We start from the raw sequence: 17,612 nt of genomic DNA on the forward strand, positions 1-17,612 counted from the left end.
TAATCAGAATTTATAGGAGACACGCCCGAAGAAGGCTGTATTTCGGGTGTTTTCGCCGTACTCTCCCAGCACACCAACAGAAGCCCCAAAGTTGCCTTTGGAGTATTCCAGTGAGGCAGAGGCACGCGCCAGTGTCTGGTCACTATCGCTGGTCACAGACGCCTTACCGTTTGCACCTGAACGCAACACCTCCTTAAACCCGCCATCACCCAAAACCTGACGCAAGCCAGCACGCAGATTGGCTTTCAGCTCACCCTCCTGCACCTGATATGTGCCTGCCCAACCGAGGGAGGCATCAACTGAGAACTGGTGATTGTTGATAGCGTCATAGCTCACATCCGGCACGCCCTGATTGTCGACGCCGAATGCACCGCGAGAGTGCCAAAGATGGCTCAGTCCAACTTCCGGCATGAAGGTGTTGTTGCCATACTCCCAGATGTACTTGGCCGCGACACGGGTCAACAGGTTCTGGCTGTCATAGGTCTCGCTCGCCTGTGCTGAACCATCCTTATAGGTGTTGCTGGTGTGATAGAACGTGCTTTGCCCGGTAAGCAGCACCGCATCTTTGCGATATGCGCCCTGTACACCAAAGCCATAGGTATCGACCGTTTCTTTGGCCTGATCATAGATACCGTTGAAATCCAGTGCACTGTGACCGTAAAAGACGTTCGCCCCAACAATCAGATCCGGCGAAACGACACGATTGTAACCTGTCACCACACCTGTGGTGCTGGCGGAGTAACCCAGATCACCATCCAGATTTTGCTGATAAAGATGAAGAGGGGCTGCATAAAACACACCATACTGCTCAGCAAGGTGTGGCTGGCTTACCATATCAGCAACAGCTTTTTCTGCATCTGATGCCGGCTTACCGTCATAGGCCAGCAGCAAACCTTCTCCGCTGGCGCTGTCTCCCTTTAGCATCAGGTCTGTCAGCAACCCTTCACCAATGCGCTGCGTGGCATCAATCACCCCACGCTGCTGCTGCGCGACCAGCTGAGGACTGGAGACTTCCGGCGCATATCTGAAGATCACCTCTTGATTGGTGGTACCCCAACTGCTTTCAACAGCCTCAGCACTCCAGCCATGGCCAACAACACCGCTTGCATCCAGTTGAGTAAACTGCTGAACATCCTGACCAGCAACGAGATCCGGGATCTCATAGGCCACATCTATCTTCGTCGAGTTGGAAAAGTGCACATGCAGCGTGGCATTGTTGAACGTCACATTGTTGGGATCATCCGCCTGGATGGTCCCGCTGAAGTTCTCATCCAAATCATCCCGGAAGAGGATGCCATAGGAGTTTACGGTCAACGCATTTGATCCGGCATGCACCTGATAAGCCTCGGACCCCGCGCCGCCAGTTGCGGTTGCTACAATCAAACCGCTGTTGTTGAGGGTCGTTGCGCCGTTGAGCACAACACCATAGGCGAGGGCTTTATCCTGCGTTCCGTTGGCCGTACCAGCCGTGGCAGAAACTTCAATCAGGTTTGTATTGGTGAACTCACCTTTAACACCGGAGAGCGTTGTGCCTTCTATATATCCGATACCGAAGGCACGCGCCGCGCCGTTGGCTTTCGCCGCATTCAGGCTTTCTGCTTTTCCCCCAAAGGCCCGTACAAAAATCGTCCCACTGTTGGCTTCCGCATCCCCCTTGATCCCGACCGCGAGACCTTCGGCATTTGCGATTTTGTCGCCTCCCGTGGTGGCAGTTTTGCCCTCAGCTCGTGCTTCGATCCAGCCTTTGTTCTCACCGCCAAGTGAGCCATCAAGAGCTGACACGTCGGCATAGCCATAAGCGTTACCACCCACTGAACTTGCAGCTCCGCCGGTTGCCTTCGCAACAACGATACCTAAATTATCGGTGGTCACATTCGGGTCGGTATTACGAATGCCGTTGTAGACACCAATCGCTTCAGCAGACGCACTCGCATTCCCGATGCTGGTAGTTGTCGCAGAGCCGCCCTCCGCCAACGCAAAGATGCGACCTTTGTTGGTCCCACCAAGTGCCCCAAAAATCCCCATAACACGCGTCGTTACTGAAGCATGGCCGGTTCCGACAGCCTCGGCGATTCCACCATTACCTTCAGCTCGAATCAAACCAGAGTTATCTTTAGTCAGCCCATTGTTGTTGGCATAAACATTTGCACCCGCTTCGGCGGAAGTAGCGCCATTGGCTGTCGCTGTCCCGCCCTGACCAAATGCAATAACATCGCCGCTGTTGCTGCCGTTTATGTAATCGTTGACACCAACAGCAATGGCAATTGCATCAGCACCATCCCCCGTGGTCCCATCGCTAATCGCGGTTCCGGCAAAAGCTTCAACGCGAATTACACCAGAGTTGTCGCCTTCGAGCCTGTTTTCGAGACCAAAAGCAAACGCATTGGCGTTGGCTATGAGGCCAGAAGCGGTTCCGGCACGAGCACGAATATTAATCTCACCCGAATTATCATCATTCAGGTTGAATTTTGTACCAGAGGCTTGAGCAGATGCATCCGCATTTCCGTTTTCAGAGGTCGCCTTAGCATCCCCCCCGGCAGCATTCACGAGAATGAGACCGCTGTTCGCTTTGATATTTCCACTCACACCCACCGCCAGCGTTTTGGAGTTCGCAGCAGCACTGCCGGTCGTTTCTGACTGACCAGCACTCGAAATCACGCTTATCCGGCCCGTGTTACCAACCTGAAGATCTCCCTGGATGCCATAGGCATCAGCAGCGGTTATGGCTTCGCCATCCGCTGCGGTCGCTTTGGTGTATCTGTTATCAGCATCGACAAGAATGAAGCCACTGTTGCCTTCAACATGACCCTTCACGCCAACCGCAAGTGATTGGGAATTTGAAGTAGCACTACCGGTCGTCTCTGACCGACCAGCACGTGAGGTCACATCAATCTGACCCGTGTTACTCCCTTGAAGATCTCCATGGATGCCATAGGCGTCAGCAGCGGCTTTGGCTGTTCCACCTGCTGAGATCGCTGTGCCATTTCTGTTATCAGCATCAACAAGGATAGTCCCGCTATTCGCTTCCGCATCCCCTTTTACGCCGATAGCAAGAGCATATGCATCAACATCTCCTGCACCTTCAGAGGTAGCCTGACCTCCTTTCGCGAGAATGCTGATCAGACCTTTGTTGGCCCCTTCAAGATCGTTGTCGATGCCAGTGATATCGGCATCAGCATCCGCGGCGCCTGAGGCGGATACAGCTATTCCAGCATGGCCCTCAACCTTGATGGTGCCGATGTTGTCTCCCTCAACATCCAGATAGGTGCCAAAGCCCTCAACGCTCGCATCTGCCTTGCCGCTTCCGTTGGCTGTGGCCGAACCTGCCTGAGCATAACTGGAAAGCGTTCCCAGGTTGTCGCCCATCAACCGGCCATCAATGGCCTTCACATTCACTTTTACACTGGCTTTGCCAGTGCCCGATGTGGTTGCACTTTGACTGGTGCCTTTGACCGAGATTGTCCCGATATTGTCTATTTCCAGCGTACCTTCAACACCATCAATGGTGATCGCTGCATTCGCACCGCTGTTCGGGTTTGTACTGCTATCCGCAAGACCACCGCTGACTTCAACAGCAATCTCACCAGAATTGTTCTGGGTAATATCGCCTTTAATGCCACGGATGGTTATTTCTGCACTCGCATCATTCCCGATAGCCTCGCCGCCGGTCACACTCACCTGCAATTGCCCGGAGTATTCTGCGATTGGGCCAGTGATCACTTGCGTGTCCAGCGCAGCATCGTTGGGCGCGGTCTGAGGTGCAGTTATATGAACCGTCTGCGCCATAAGCGGTGCTGCGATGACGATGTTTGAAACAAGCGCAAATATGGAAACACTGCTCAAACTGCGAGATTTATAAGTCACGGCCCCACCCCAACTATTTTATATTCGTATTTTTATCGATAATTATAGATACCCCTCTCACACATCAAGGCGGACGCTTGGTCATCCACGCCTATATTAGTTATTGCGTATTTTAGGATGTACTCCATTAAACTGCTACTTTAGGTTTTTTATATTTCTGATTTCGCGTATGCCCGGGTTCAGATTCTTGACATTTGACGCCAAAATCATAATATGGTGCCATATGTCATTGCGCTATTCAGCTGGTTTGATGAGAGGGAAGATGCCTAGCCTTCGTAAGATTGAACAACCTCTGGCTCCCGGTGGACCAAAGTTTACCGAGGAAGAAGTGCATGCCATGCAGCGGGCGGTGATCAACTTGTTTGAGCGCTGGCAGTTGACGGATGAGCAGGCCACTTTGCTGCTGGGAGACATTGCCAAGCGCACCTATCAACGCTGGAAGACCAGACATTATGGCCGTGTCAGTGTGGACCTTGCGGCGCGCCTGTCCAATCTGCTTGGTATTCACAAAGCGCTTCGCCTGCTGTTCAGTGATACCAACCGCGGGTATGGCTGGGTGAAACGCGCCAACACTGACTTTGACGGCAGATCTGCCCTTGAAATTATGATGGGCGGACAACTCACGGACTTAATGCGCGTGCGCAGATATCTTGATGCGCAGCGAGGCAACTGGTGACCACATTAACTTTGGTGGAGACGGACCTGAAAGCTCCTGAAACACATGTCAACTGGCCCAAATATTATCGGTTGGTCAACTCGGCCTACCCACCCATAGATTTGTTTGAAGACATTGCCGATCCCGCAGATTGGGAACTTTTGGCCGCTGCAGAGAGCCGCACCAATCCGCGCCTTGCAGAAACCATCGGCAATCTGGATCTCGTACCCGTTGAGCGGCGGGTCAATGGAACGGGGTCTTCCTATCTGATGGCACCATTCACCCATGCCTCTCCTGACCGGACTGGCCGTTTCCATGATGGGTACTTCGGCGCTTTTTATGCCGCCAAATCTTTTGAAACCGCGCTGTTCGAGACTGTGCATCATACCGGAAATTTCTATGCCGCCACGCAAGAGGCACCGGGCTGGATTGCGCAGATGCGCGAGTTGATCGGCAGTGTTGAGGCTAAACTTGCTGACGTAACAGATCCTCGTTTTGAAGTTCTCCTCCACCCGGATGATTACAGCGCTTCTCAGGTCTTCGCACGCAAGCTGCTGGAAGATGGTGGTGATGGCATTCTCTACCCAAGTGTGCGGGACGAGGGCGGTTTGTGCATTGCCGCGTTTTATCCCGACGTGGTGGAAGCTCCACTTCAGGCCCGGCATTTCAGCTATCACTGGAGCGGTGAGGCGATTGATATGATCAAGGACCTGAACTCAGGCGAAGTCTTCGAGATCGCTGATTAACCGCTAACACCCTACAAAATAGGCTAGATTTTCCACGTAGATTCCCTTGCGTCAAATATTGCAGTTTTGCGACTTTTATTTCCAGAAAGAACAGCGCCACGCAGGTTTGGGCTACTAGCATCGCACTATTGATTTTATAAGGACAATAATTGTGAGCTTTTTCAGCAGTAGCGGCGGAACCTACAGCTTCTCCAACTACAGCGTTGCAAAGTATATAGGCAATGGGTCGTCGTCGATCAGCACACGAACCAATCAGAGCGTTTTGTCGCTGGATGATGAGTCGAAAGACAAGACAAAGACGCCTGACTTAAAGCCGACCTCGGATACTGCCGTTGATGCGCGTGCCAAGCTGACCGATCTTTATGGCGACCTTGATACAACCTCCAGCAAGTACAAGGATGACATCGAAGCGTTTCGTAAAGACATCTTTGATGATCTGGAGTTTGACCGCGAAACCCTCCACCTGATCGCCAGCAATGAAAACGGCTATTTCTCTGATGAAGAGATAGAGGCCGCAAAGCAAGTGATGCAAGAGCAGCTTGACGAGATCCTGAAAAAAGACGCTCCCGAGGCTGGACCGACTGCGGACAATTATCTGTCTCTTTTGAAGTATCTGGAGGAAGAAACCTCCGCAGAAGAGCAAAAGTCCTTCGAGTGGGCAGAAAGCAAAGCCAGCGCTCAGGCAGCTTACAAACGACTATCAGGTGGTAAGGAGAGCGATCTCTTTTCAAATGATCCGGTCGTCAGCTTGCTCACCAAAGCCCATGAAGACCTCTTCGACGCGCAGAAAACCAATCCAGACGCAAAACTGGAATCCATGTCCGCTTACGATTCTGCTCAGTACCAGTGGGAGCGGAACAACAACAGTTACGATTCATACAGCCCGCCAGACGCGTGGTGGAGATAAACTGCTGCAATGACACGAAGATCCCTGCTGTAAACGCGGCAGGGGTCAGGCAATGCGCTGACATTGAAGCAGCATCGGAAAGTCCTTACCCCAAAAATCTATAAATTCTTCCAGTGGCTCAAATCCAACAGATGCGTAAAACTTCCGCGTCTCCGCATAGGCCGCGTGTCGCCCCTTCTTCAGAAGATCGTCTTGATAACCTTCTCCGTCCCTACGACTAGATCATCAATTTCTTCTTTTGTTGGTTCACGTCCTTTAGCATGATCGCAGATATTACGAATATCAGCGAGATGCTGAATGAAACGCCACTGCGGAACCGTCGTGACACTGGCGTCTTTGAGCAATTGGCTCAGGTCTGAAATTCCAGGATTCTTCTTGCGCACAGTTATCTTGTGCGTGGTACAAACGTGATGAAGGTGCTTTTCGATAACCACGCCACAAATTGCACCCGAAGCCCGAAGATAACCTGCCTTTGCCAAAGCACCCGCAGTCTCAACTTCGCTATCAAAAAGATCAGCTTGTAAAACACTTTTCAGATCCATCAATGTTGAATCCAACGTAGCCTTGGCGGCTTTCACCATATTTAGTTGTTGCTTGAACTCAGGTATCGCCGCAGATTGGTCCGCTATAACGTCTCCACCCCGAGTAGTCCGTAGCCCTTGCAAATAGTCTCGGATCATATAGTTTTGGAAATCAATACTTTTGCGGCCCTTGGGAATTTCAAAATACGAGATAAAGTCGGCTAGTCTATCTGGCATAACTTGCTTAATGAGCGCCTGAGCCTTTGAGTACCATCCCTGATATTCACTCTCAAAATCTGGGAGCTTCCTTATGATCTCATCCAACTCTTTCTCATCACCCTCGACCAACGGTAAATAGGCCTCACGAAACTTTCTCGGTGTACAGTCATTATGCATCGCCTTCACCAGTTCGTTACCGTCATCAATTAGCTGATCTAACTCCTTAGAAAATTTCTTAGTTCTCTCAGTCATTTGTGCCTCGCTGGTCAGTTAGGCAATACAATCAACTCTTAGTTGTAACTTGTCAATAACACCCTTGACTCAAGCTCCGCACATGGCTGTAAACCACTTTGCTTAGACAGCAGCATAGAGTTGTTACAAGCTAACTTTTTAACCTGATCCACCCGATCTTTGAGATTGAAATCACGCAGGCAATCTCATAGACCGCAGCACATACAAAAATGGCCCGGCGATGATGCCGGGCCATTTTTTTTGAAAACTGTGTTTTCTCTTATTCAGCCGGAGCTTTTTCAGCGTCCTCAGTCTCACCATCTTCGGAGAAGAACTCCTTAGTGAGCTTGAAGACAATCGGGCTGAGAAGTGCCAGCGCGATCAGGTTTGGAATGGCCATCATCGCATTCAGCGTATCAGCCAGCAGCCAGATGAAGCTCAGCTCCGCAGTTGCGCCGAAGTAGATCGCAACCACCCAGAGGATGCGGTATGGCTTGAGCGCGCGTGGCCCAAAGAAGAAGCCAACGCATTTCTCACCGTAAAAGCTCCACCCCAGAATGGTGGTGAATGCAAACACCGAGAGCGAGATCGCAATCAGGTAGCCACCAACACCTGGCAGAGATGTTTCAAATGCCAGAGAGGTGAGCGCTGCACCGGAGGAGCCAGAGGTCCACACACCGGATGCCACAATCGCAAGACCAGTGATGGTACAAACGATGATGGTGTCGATGAACGTGCCGAGCATTGCGATCAGACCCTGATTAACAGGGCTCTTGGTTTCAGCAACCGCGTGAGCGATTGGCGCAGAACCCAGACCAGCTTCGTTGGAGAAGACGCCACGGGCAACACCAAAGCGGATCGCAGCCCAAACAGCAGCACCAGCAAAGCCACCTTCAGCAGCAGTGGAGGTGAATGCCTGAGCAAACACTGTCTGCACAGCAGCACCGATGGAATCGATGTTGATGATCAGAACAACAAGGCCAGCTGCGATGTACGCAATAGCCATGAACGGAACCAGCTTGCCGGCAACGTTACCAATGCGCGTTACTCCACCCAGAATAACAGCAGCGGTGAGTGCCATCAGGACAACAGCGGTTGCCTGTGCCGGAATGCTGAAGTTCTCATTCAGAACGTTCGCAACACTGTTGGCCTGTACGCCGTTACCGATGCCGAACGCGGCAACAGCGCCGAATGCAGCAAAGGTTGGCGCAAGCCAGTACCACTTACGGCCAAGACCGTTTTTGATGTAGTACATCGGGCCACCAACAAAGTTGCCAGCGTTGTCACGCTCACGGTATTTCACCGCGAGGACAGCTTCGGCATACTTGGTTGCCATGCCCACAAGAGCAGTCATCCACATCCAGAAGAGAGCGCCAGGCCCGCCCAGGAACACAGCCGTCGCAACGCCTGCAATGTTACCTGTTCCAATTGTAGCTGAGAGAGACGTCATCAACGCATTGAAGGGGCTGATTTCACCACCACCTTCGCCTTGGCGACCTTTCCAGAGCAGGCTAAAGCCCGTGCCCAACTTAAAGATGGGCATTAGTTTGAGTCCGATCTGGAGAAAAAGTCCTACCCCGAGAATGGCTATAAGCATCACAGGGCCCCAAACGATAGAATTGATTTCGCCTAGGATATTCGTCATTGTTTCCATGGTTAGCCTCCCACCATGATTTTTATTATGATTTAGTTTACATCCTCGGCATGCATATGGAATACATCTACAATAGAACTATTTCAAACTTTTCTGTTGTTTTTCAATTAGTTAATTTCAAATTACGTAGTTTACCTACGGTCATCACGAAAATTTTTGGTGAAAATTTCGCGCCTGACGGGCGTAAATTATCGTTTTCAACCGACCACCCGGTACAGTTTTGGAAAATTCATCCCCGGAATCGTAACTTATGAGCATATCCTGATTAACTAAGATAAGAGAGTTGCGGCACTGCCCCAGGGGCAGGGGAAAATTACTCCTCCCGATAGATCTCCTGCTCGGCAAATTCCCAAAATCTGGTCACCGCGCTGTTGCTGGGTGTTGTTGGCAGGCGGGTAAGGAATAGGCTACGCGGGGCAGGGGGATCAAGCGGCAAGACTTTCACGCCATCCAGATCCTCAGGCAGTGCCAGTTCTGCAATAATAGAGCAGGCAAGGCCCGAGCGGACCACCGCCAGAATGGATGTGATCTGCTGAATGGAGTGATCCACGCGCGGGTCTATATCTGACCGGCCAAACCATTTCCGCACCAACGGCTCACTGCCTCCCTTTGTCATAATGAAGGGCTGCCGCTGAAAAGCTTCGGCGTTCATGTGTCGCGGCAAGTTCATATCATCTGCAGTGATCGCGACAAGTCGGTCACAGGCGATGGACAGACTCTCAAACTCCTCGTCTCCATCCAGTCCCGGCACGACAGCCACATCCACCTCACCGCGTCGCAAAGCTGCGATGATTTCCTGATCCTGCGCCTCACGCAGTTCGAGCGCAATGCCGGGATAGTGGCGTGAGAAGCGCTTCATGACATGAGGCAGGAGCCGTGTGGAGGCCGAAGGGCCTGAAGACCCGATGCGCACACGCCCGCCTTTGTTCTGGCGCAGGTCATTGATGCTGGCCAGTGCGTTTTCTTCTGCCGCTTGCACGCTCAGGGCATATTGAGCGATCAGCTTGCCCTCATCCGTCAGCTGCACCGGTTGCGCACCACGGCGAAGCACCTTTACGCCAAGCCGCTTTTCAAGCTCTGCAATGGACTGGCTGACGGCAGACTGGCTCACCCCCAATTGATGCGCGGTTTTGGTGACTGACCCAACCGCCTGCAATAAAGGCAGAGCGCGCACGGCAAGTTCTGGCAAGCGCATTGCAAATGAGTTGAGGCCATCAGGCTTGGTCATCAGGTGTCACCATACATTATAAGTTCAGCTTATTATTTTATAGTCCTTCATTAGCTTAAGACATAGCAGCAGGAAAGACCAGCCAAACCGGTAGGGAGAGCGCACGTGGGGATCGCGATGGCATTGCTGCCAAGTCTGGGCTTGCTGGCTTTGGGCGGCGTGTTTGGCAAACGTCTGGATCAGGCCACATGGCGCGGCATTGATACGCTGAACTTTCAGTTGCTGTTTCCAGCCCTGATGTTCTCCGCTGCAGCAGCTCGCCCCATCAATCTGGATGATGCAGCCATCATCGGATTGGGCACCTGGGGTATTTTAGGGATCGGCTTGCTGCTTGGCTGGATGTTGCGCCCGTTTGGTCCAACACAGTTTTTGGATTTCGCCGCTGGTTGGCAAACAGCGTGGCGGTTCAACACAGCCATCGGGTTTGTGGCCATCAATGCGTTGGATGCGGACAGTGCCTCGCTTATGGCCATCGCCATTGGCTTTGCGGTGCCAATGGCAAACCTGATGGCGGTGACAGCTCTTTCCATGGGCAAAGGTCTTGGCTTGCGCAAGGCTGCGGGAAAGGTGGTGCTCAATCCATTCTTTCTGGCAGCCCTTAGCGGTGTTGCGGTGGGTTTGAGCGGATATCCGCTTCCCTCAGTCCTTTCGGAAGGTCTCAATCAACTGGCTCTGGCCGCCATCCCCTTAGCATTGTTGGCGATTGGAGCGACACTTGATTGGCAGGGACTGATGAAGCTGGATATCTATACGGGTGGGTTGAACTCCATAAAACTGTTGGCCTTGCCCTGCATCGCCTGGTTTATGGTGCACAGCTTTGACATTCCCAAAGAGCAGGCCTCCGTACTGGTGCTGTTTGCAGCTTTGCCCACCGCTTCAGCCGCTCACGTTCTGGCCGCGGCCTTTGGGGCGGACTGTCGCCAACCAGCCACGCTGATCGCTCAATCCACCTTGCTCTCGTGCATCAGCCTGCCGCTTTGGATTGCCTTGCAAACCGGATAAGAAAACGGGCCCTGCGGCAAACCGCAGAGCCCAAGCCATTAGATAAGGAAGGTCATTCGTCATCTATGAGCACATGATGCTCATTTATGCGGCTTGTTTAAAAGCCGTAGGCTTGAATTCCAGAACCCAACAGGCTTCCAGCTTGTTTCTCTTCCAAGGCAGGAAGGAACGGATGCGGTACTTCACCTGACGAAGTTCCAGATAGTCCGGCAAGCTAGCACCGGGGCCAGCAGACTTCTGAATAAGGTCTGCCCAGTCACGTGCCAGTTTGGTTGGTTCTTCAACGATTTGCATTCCGTCGCTCTTTTCACCGGTTGGTTTGGAGATCAGCTGTTTGTAAACGGATGGGTTCAGCAAGGCCTTCAAGGCGCCGCTCAAACCATGCAGATCTTCACCAAAGGCCTGATCATCTTCGTCAGCGATGTTACCGGCATTTTCCTTGTCTTGATCAGTTGGCTCATTCAGTACAGCACTGCTTGCTTCCGTCTTGCCGTGTTCCACTTCCTTGATCACGATATTGTACTGATCCTTCTTGCCACCTTCCATCGGTGTAATTTCAACCTGGAACATGGCTGACCAGGGTTGTTCCTTTGCCCATTTCAAAATCTTGCGAATGCTCGTTCCGTTGCTCATCTTGGCCATGACTTCCTTCATGGCATGGTCCTGTAAGCTGCTGATCGCATCATGTGCATTCCCATAGCTTTGCAACAGGCCGTCACCCTTGGAGCTGAGGAACTCGTCCAGATGGCCTCTCTTGTCCTGAATGTCGCTGCTCTTTTGTGACTGATCTTCTCGCAGATCAGACATGTTGAGAGCCAGATCGCCCAGATCACCTGCAATAGCTCGTGGCAGATTGTTGATCAGGTTGACCTCGGCAACAGTGTCAGAGGTTGGCTTCTGTTCCACAACCCAGGCCGTTTTCACGGTGTCCGTGTTGGAGAAGAAGCCCTTCTTGATGTCGTGATAGCGGATCTGCTTCAAAGTCATGTAATCAGGCAGCTGATCACTGATGTCCCGGCCACTTGCCTGTGCGCGAGCGAGGGTTTCACCCCAGTTCATTGCCAGATCACTTGGCTTTTCGACAAATGGCACGTCATCATTGCTGGCTTCACCCGTAACCTTTGTGGTCAGGGCCTCCATCATTTTTGGTGAGCGCAAGCCGTTGAAGATCAGCTCAGGATTGGCCATGAGCTTTTCTTTGGACAGATTTCGCTGTGCTAGATCGGTGCTGCTGTCGATATCCAGACCGTCGGCATCTTCATTTCCCGCAGGGCTGTCGCGCAGCTGCGCTTCAATGTTGAAGAACTCACCCTTGGTGGTGATGCCGATATCAACCAGCTTTGCCCATGGCTGGGTGGCAACCCAACTCATGGTCTTGCGTGGGCTGTTGGTCTGGGCAAGATGGTCGTTGACCATGTTCTTGGCCATCTTCGCAAGGCCGGAGGCTGCATTCAGGGCGCGGTCGTTCTGCTCTGCCAACTCATCAACGGCAGAATCTACGGTCTGGCCAAAGCTGATGGCAGACTGAACGTCGTTTGTGGTGTTCAGCGCCATACCCAGCTGCCGGGCAACAGCCATGCGGTATTCAACAACTTCCTGTTCAATTTCTTCCAGCTTTTGCCGTTCACTGTCAGAAACCGCGTTTTCCTTCGCATTGTCGATGGTGTCGCTCATAGCTTTGCCGAAGGCATGCTGGCGGTACAGCTCATTGACATCTTTGACGAGTGCATTCCCAAGCTTGACCATATTCTGGCTCATAAACACCAGCATTTCGCGGTGGGCCGGGGTCAGCTGCTTAGGGTTGGAGTTGGCTGCATTCTGCAGGAATTCATTGAAGCGGGGATCATCTGCCTGGCTGTCAAAAATTTCCTTGGCGACACTCCGGGACTCTTCCCTCAGTTCCTTCTTCAGATCACGGGTGAACTGCTGCTTGACCATCTCATCAGCTTTTTCCTGAGGCATGCCCAGAACATCTTTCACATGATGTTCCCATTTGGCGGCTGAAGGGTCAGCATAAGCTGTTGCGAGAGGGTCTTTTAAGAAATCCTCTTTCTTCTGCTGGAAGGTGCGCAAGCGGTCTAACCGCTCACGAAGCGTTTCGGATTCCGGCAGGCCAATTTCCTCAAAGACAGCATGGACCGGCATTGGCTTTGCGCCAGCGGGCCGTTCTGGAGGTGGGGTGTCGACGACGACATAGTCGCTCAAATCCGGGTCAGCAGTTCCATTGCGTTGGTCATGACTACCATGAACGCCATTGATCTGCTCATTTGAGGTTCTTGCTGTACGATTGGTTTGGTCCCCGTTTTCCTCGGGGAAGTTCCAATGCATGTTCTGGTAGACTGCCTTGGCCCAATCGTGCTGTTCAGCATTCAACTTATTTACAGGCATGACACGTCTCCTGCTAACTAAGTTTTGTTATTGGCTAATAAAGTTGTGCTCCTCCTATCCGTTTATTTTAAGGCATGGAATCGACGTTAGTATAATAAGTTAAAGCTGACTAAACCGGTCTGCTCAAATGCAACCGTTCTTTGCATTTAAACCGACATTGCCGATCACGTTTTCCCAAAAACATCAATCACATCTGTTGATAGCGCAATCAATGGCGCGGCACTCAATTCTCCTCATTTGCCACGCCAGCCCGTTCAAATTTGCAGTTTATTTGAGGGACTGAAACCGCCTGTTTGCAATGAAATCTGCTTAGGATCTGCGCGAAATTGCAAAATAGAAAGTTCATGGATGTTGTATCTGACGTCACGCATGCGATTTTCTGACCTGAGCGAGCAACAGGTACTGGCTCTTGCCATCTCGTCAGAGGAAGATGACGCTCGCATCTATCGGGGGTTTGCAAAACGATTGCAGGATGATTATCCGGGAACCGCTGCCGTCTTCGCTGACATGGCCAATGAGGAAGATCAGCATCGGATCTCGCTGATCGAGCTGCACCAAAAACGCTTCGGCGACACGATCCCTTTGATCCGCCGCGAACATGTCTCCGGGTTCTATGCCCGAAGCCCCCTCTGGCTTTCCGCACAGCTGACGCTCGATCAGATCCGTCATATCTCCGAGAACATGGAGACGGCCTCCCGCACATTCTACGAGAACGCCGAAAAGAAGAGTACGGATGCAGATACCCGCCGCTTGCTGGGCGACTTGGCAGCGGTGGAAGCCGATCACCAGAACAAAGCCCGCACCTTGTCACAAACTCATCTGGCCTCAACAGGAGAGCAAGAGGAAGAAACCGCGCACCGCAAGCTGATCCTGACCCTGATCCAGCCGGGTCTTGCCGGGTTGATGGATGGCTCCGTCTCTACACTGGCGCCCGTGTTCGCAACAGCCTTTGCAACAGGCAACACATGGACCACGTTTCTCGTTGGCCTTGCAGCCTCCATCGGCGCGGGTATTTCCATGGGCTTTACGGAGGCTGTCTCGGATGACGGGCAGATTTCCGGACGAGGCTCGCCAGTCTTGCGCGGCGTTGCATCCGGCGTGATGACAGCTCTTGGTGGGCTGGGCCACACCATCCCGTACCTGCTCAGTGATTTCTGGGTGGCCACGTTCATCGCGTTTTTCGTTGTGGCGGTTGAGCTCTGTGCGATTGCGTGGATCCAGAGCAAATACATGGAAACGCCGCTCTTGCGGGCGACGTTTCAGGTTGTTCTCGGTGGCTCACTTGTGTTTGCCGCCGGTGTCATTATCGGCGGTGGTTAAACGCCCTTACAGGGATGCCCCACCTTCAGCAAACACATGCAGGAACTCACGGTTCACGGAAACCGGCAACATATCCCCCTCACGCACGGTGATGGAATGGTCCACCCGCATGGTGATTGGATCGGAGGAGAAGCTGGTTTGCAGGTAGGCGAGGGACTCAGACCCAAGCTCTTCAACCAGTTCCACCTTCGCAGAGAAATCACAGGCCTCAGTATTGGTGATGCTCATGTGCTCCGGACGAATGCCAAGCGTGATCGCCCCATTCGCTTCAGCCCTTTGCGCATCATTGATGTTGAAGCCATCCAGCTGGATAGCCCCCTGCTGCGCAGTCGCGCCGATGAAGTTCATGGACGGCGCACCAAGGAAGCCAGCAACGAACTTATTCGACGGACGCTCATAAAGATCAATCGGACGCCCGACCTGCTCAATCACACCATGATTGAACACCACAATCCGGTCCGCAAGGGTCATCGCCTCGGTCTGGTCATGGGTCACGTAGATGATCGTCGCGCCCAAGCGCTTGTGCAGGCGAGCGATTTCCAGACGCATCTGCACGCGCAGTGCGGCATCCAGATTGGACAGCGGCTCATCAAACAGGAACACCTGCGGATTGCGGATGATCGCACGGCCAATGGCCACACGCTGACGCTGCCCACCGGACAGCTGACGCGGATAACGCTCCAGCAGATGAGTGATCTGCAGGGTCTCCGCCACATTGCTCACGCGGCGAGCCACCTCATCCTTCGCCATCTTACCAAGACGCAAGCCGAAGCTGATGTTCTCGGAGACGGTCATATGCGGGAACAGCGCATAGGACTGGAACACCATTGCGATTTCGCGCTTGGATGGATGGGCACGAGTGACGTCTTTGTCGGCAATGTTGATCTGGCCGGACGTGACATCCTCCAGACCTGAGATCATGCGCAACATGGTGGACTTGCCGCACCCGGATGGTCCGACGAAGACAATGAACTCACCCTTTTCAACCTCAAGGTCCACCCCATGGATGACCTCCAGATCTCCGAATGACTTTTTGATGTTTTTCAGTGACAAACTACTCATAATGTCCCCGATTATCCTTTCACGGCACCCATGGTCATGCCTTTGATAAAGAAGCGCTGGAAGAACAGGAATACGATCAGCGTTGGCAGGCTGGCGATCAGCGACATAGCGCCCTGAATGCCCCAGGCAACGGAGTATTGGCCCTTCATGAACACGAGCCCCAGCATGATGGTGCGTTTCTCGTCAGACTGGGTGAAGATCAGCGGCCAGAGGAAATCGTTCCAGATCCAGGTGAATTGAAGCGTCGCCAGCACTGCAATGGCTGGCAGGCTGATGGGCAGTGCAATCTTGGTCAGCACTTGCCATTCATTGGCCCCTTCCAAAATCGCCGCCTCACGAAGTGGGTTTGGTACGGTGGCGAAGAAATTGCGCATCAGCAGAGTACAGATCGGAATACCCAGCGCAGTGTGCACGATGATCATCGGCCACAGCGTATCAATCAGCCCCATCAGGTTGAACAGACGGAACAGCGGGATCAGGATGACCTGCGGCGGGAAGAACATGCCGGACACCACCAGCAGAAACACCAGATCACTGCCTTTGAACGGCAGCTTGGAGAACACATAACCCGCTAGCGTGCCAAGCCCGATGGAAAACGCCGTTGCCGGCGCGGCCACGAGGAACGTGTTGAGCATGTAGCCATGCACCGCCGGATTGCTCAGCACCTCAACATAGTTGCCCCAGTACATGCTGCTGGGAATGGCCCAAAGGTCACCAAGCGCAATATCCCGCGTGGTTTTAACGGAGGACAGCAGCACGCCAAAGGTTGGCGCAAGAAACAGGATTGCCAACGTAAACAGGCAGATGAAGATGACAACAGGCCACGGATTGAACCGCTTCGGTGCAACATATTCACCGCTGGCACTGCCCAGACTAGCCGTATCAGCCATAGATTTCGTCCACCTTTTTAAGCTGTTTGAAATAGAGGCGAATGATGGTCAACGCGACGAGGAACAGCACCACAGAGATGGCGCTGCCATAACCCATCAGGTACTTTTTGAAACTCTCGTTGTACATGTGCATGGCCAGCGTATCAGAGCTGTTGAACGGCCCGCCGCCGGTCATGATGTACAAAATATCAAAGCCCTTCAGCGAGTTGATCACGCTCAGCGCCACAACAACCACGGTGGCCGGTGTCAGCAGTGGCAGGATGACGTGGCGGATGCGTTGCCATGTTGTGGCGCCTTCCAGCTCACACACTTCCAGCAGATCACCGGGAATAGCCGTCAGGCCTGCAAGATAGATCACCATAGACAGACCGGTTGCCTGCCAGGACCATGCAACGATGACCGAGTAGAGCGCACTGTCTGGTTTTGCCAGCCAGGCGTAGTTGAAGCGGTCGTTGGTGACGTATTCAATTATGGAATTCAGCAGGCCCCAGTCGGGCTGGTAGATCCACACCCAGACCTGACCAACCACAACGGCAGAAAGACAGATCGGCAGATAAAAGATGGTTTTGAAGATCGGGCCGCCGGGCACGTGGCTGTCAATCAGCAGCGCCAGCGAGAGACCAAGAATTGTTGGAAGCACAACCGCAATGGCCATCCAGATAATCGTGTTTATTGCCGCAGACATGAAGAGCCGATCGGAAAACAGCTTTCCGAAATTCTCAAAGCCAACGAAGTCATAATTGTCACTGAAACCGTTCCAGTTGGTAAAGCCGTAATAAAACGAGCTTAGGAGCGGCCAGATGATGATCAGCGCGAATACGCTGAGGGGGAGCGCCAAAAGGGCAACGCGCCAGAATGTGTTGCTTTGATTCATACCCGTCTCAGAAAAAGCCTGCCTCGCAGTGGTGCATATCTATCTCCCCAA

At 52.7% G+C, this 17,612-nt stretch carries 13 protein-coding genes; 5 read left to right on the forward strand and 8 right to left on the reverse strand.

Translation table 11 applies throughout. The features are described 5' to 3' along the window. Positions 1 to 3 precede the first annotated feature (3 nt). On the reverse strand, positions 4 to 3,864 hold the full coding sequence (locus PsAD5_RS17750) for an autotransporter domain-containing protein (RefSeq protein ID WP_208988678.1): 3,861 nt from the start codon (positions 3,862 to 3,864) through the stop codon (positions 4 to 6). A gap of 337 nt (positions 3,865 to 4,201) precedes the next feature. On the opposite strand from PsAD5_RS17750, the gene PsAD5_RS17755 reads away from it, so the two are divergent. The 3 genes from PsAD5_RS17755 to PsAD5_RS17765 all read left to right on the forward strand — a co-directional run bounded on the left by PsAD5_RS17755 (position 4,202) and on the right by PsAD5_RS17765 (position 6,172). Next, positions 4,202 to 4,540 (forward strand): MbcA/ParS/Xre antitoxin family protein, encoded by a 339-nt coding sequence (locus PsAD5_RS17755; protein ID WP_082831182.1) that lies wholly within the window; start codon positions 4,202 to 4,204, stop codon positions 4,538 to 4,540. Beyond that, the gene (locus PsAD5_RS17760; RefSeq protein ID WP_244272096.1) at positions 4,537 to 5,265 is read left to right on the forward strand and encodes an RES family NAD+ phosphorylase; all 729 of its coding nucleotides are present in this window, start codon (positions 4,537 to 4,539) and stop codon (positions 5,263 to 5,265) included. The genes PsAD5_RS17755 and PsAD5_RS17760 overlap by 4 nt, the downstream gene beginning before the upstream one ends. 151 nt (positions 5,266 to 5,416) lie before the next feature. Next, complete coding sequence (locus PsAD5_RS17765; RefSeq protein WP_208988680.1) at positions 5,417 to 6,172, forward strand: hypothetical protein; 756 nt, start codon at positions 5,417 to 5,419, stop codon at positions 6,170 to 6,172. Between the two features lie 179 nt (positions 6,173 to 6,351). Here PsAD5_RS17765 and PsAD5_RS17770 read toward each other — a convergent pair whose 3' ends face one another. The 3 genes from PsAD5_RS17770 to PsAD5_RS17780 form a co-directional block, all read right to left on the reverse strand. Further along, positions 6,352 to 7,164: a hypothetical protein gene (locus tag PsAD5_RS17770; RefSeq protein ID WP_063293045.1), complete on the reverse strand. Its 813-nt coding sequence runs from the start codon at positions 7,162 to 7,164 to the stop codon at positions 6,352 to 6,354. A 259-nt stretch (positions 7,165 to 7,423) separates the two neighbouring features. Further along, a complete protein-coding gene (locus tag PsAD5_RS17775; protein WP_063293046.1) occupies positions 7,424 to 8,797 on the reverse strand; it encodes an alanine/glycine:cation symporter family protein in 1,374 nt (457 codons plus the stop codon). A gap of 313 nt (positions 8,798 to 9,110) precedes the next feature. After that, positions 9,111 to 10,025 (reverse strand): LysR family transcriptional regulator, encoded by a 915-nt coding sequence (locus PsAD5_RS17780; RefSeq protein WP_063293047.1) that lies wholly within the window; start codon positions 10,023 to 10,025, stop codon positions 9,111 to 9,113. 105 nt (positions 10,026 to 10,130) lie between these two features. Here PsAD5_RS17780 and PsAD5_RS17785 point away from each other — a divergent pair, with 105 nt between their 5' ends. Beyond that, on the forward strand, positions 10,131 to 11,027 hold the full coding sequence (locus tag PsAD5_RS17785; RefSeq protein ID WP_063293048.1) for an AEC family transporter: 897 nt from the start codon (positions 10,131 to 10,133) through the stop codon (positions 11,025 to 11,027). 84 nt (positions 11,028 to 11,111) lie between these two features. On the opposite strand, the gene PsAD5_RS17790 is transcribed toward PsAD5_RS17785, so the two are convergent. After that, positions 11,112 to 13,415 carry a hypothetical protein gene (locus tag PsAD5_RS17790; RefSeq protein ID WP_063293049.1) on the reverse strand — a complete coding sequence of 768 codons (2,304 nt, stop codon included), beginning with the start codon at positions 13,413 to 13,415 and terminating at the stop codon, positions 11,112 to 11,114. Between the two features lie 369 nt (positions 13,416 to 13,784). Between PsAD5_RS17790 and mbfA the strand changes: the two genes are divergently transcribed. Further along, positions 13,785 to 14,735 (forward strand): iron exporter MbfA, encoded by a 951-nt coding sequence (gene mbfA / locus PsAD5_RS17795; RefSeq protein WP_244272097.1) that lies wholly within the window; start codon positions 13,785 to 13,787, stop codon positions 14,733 to 14,735. A gap of 6 nt (positions 14,736 to 14,741) precedes the next feature. Here mbfA and PsAD5_RS17800 read toward each other — a convergent pair whose 3' ends face one another. The 3 genes from PsAD5_RS17800 to PsAD5_RS17810 are packed head-to-tail and all read right to left on the reverse strand — an operon-like array spanning position 14,742 to position 17,561. Further along, positions 14,742 to 15,797, reverse strand: coding sequence for an ABC transporter ATP-binding protein (locus tag PsAD5_RS17800; protein WP_063293051.1), 1,056 nt, complete (start codon positions 15,795 to 15,797; stop codon positions 14,742 to 14,744). An 11-nt stretch (positions 15,798 to 15,808) separates the two neighbouring features. Continuing rightward, positions 15,809 to 16,687 carry a carbohydrate ABC transporter permease gene (locus PsAD5_RS17805; RefSeq protein WP_063293052.1) on the reverse strand — a complete coding sequence of 293 codons (879 nt, stop codon included), beginning with the start codon at positions 16,685 to 16,687 and terminating at the stop codon, positions 15,809 to 15,811. Next, complete coding sequence (locus tag PsAD5_RS17810; RefSeq protein ID WP_057462435.1) at positions 16,680 to 17,561, reverse strand: carbohydrate ABC transporter permease; 882 nt, start codon at positions 17,559 to 17,561, stop codon at positions 16,680 to 16,682. Before PsAD5_RS17810 ends, PsAD5_RS17805 begins: the two co-directional genes overlap by 8 nt. Between the last annotated feature and the right edge of the window lie 51 nt (positions 17,562 to 17,612).

Source organism: Pseudovibrio sp. Ad5, from assembly GCF_001623095.1.
Lineage (GTDB): Bacteria > Pseudomonadota > Alphaproteobacteria > Rhizobiales > Stappiaceae > Pseudovibrio.

Bases quoted from the DNA above. Each gene is read 5' to 3' on its own strand.
- PsAD5_RS17755 (WP_082831182.1), top strand. From the start codon at position 4,202: ATGCAGCGGGCGGTGATCAACTTGTTTGAGCGCTGGCAGTTGACGGAT.
- PsAD5_RS17770 (WP_063293045.1), bottom strand. From the start codon at position 7,164: ATGACTGAGAGAACTAAGAAATTTTCTAAGGAGTTAGATCAGCTAATT.
- PsAD5_RS17775 (WP_063293046.1), bottom strand. From the start codon at position 8,797: ATGGAAACAATGACGAATATCCTAGGCGAAATCAATTCTATCGTTTGG.
- PsAD5_RS17780 (WP_063293047.1), bottom strand. From the start codon at position 10,025: ATGACCAAGCCTGATGGCCTCAACTCATTTGCAATGCGCTTGCCAGAA.
- PsAD5_RS17790 (WP_063293049.1), bottom strand. From the start codon at position 13,415: ATGCCTGTAAATAAGTTGAATGCTGAACAGCACGATTGGGCCAAGGCA.
- mbfA (WP_244272097.1), top strand. From the start codon at position 13,785: ATGCGATTTTCTGACCTGAGCGAGCAACAGGTACTGGCTCTTGCCATC.
- PsAD5_RS17800 (WP_063293051.1), bottom strand. From the start codon at position 15,797: ATGAGTAGTTTGTCACTGAAAAACATCAAAAAGTCATTCGGAGATCTG.
- PsAD5_RS17805 (WP_063293052.1), bottom strand. From the start codon at position 16,687: ATGGCTGATACGGCTAGTCTGGGCAGTGCCAGCGGTGAATATGTTGCA.
- PsAD5_RS17810 (WP_057462435.1), bottom strand. From the start codon at position 17,561: ATGAATCAAAGCAACACATTCTGGCGCGTTGCCCTTTTGGCGCTCCCC.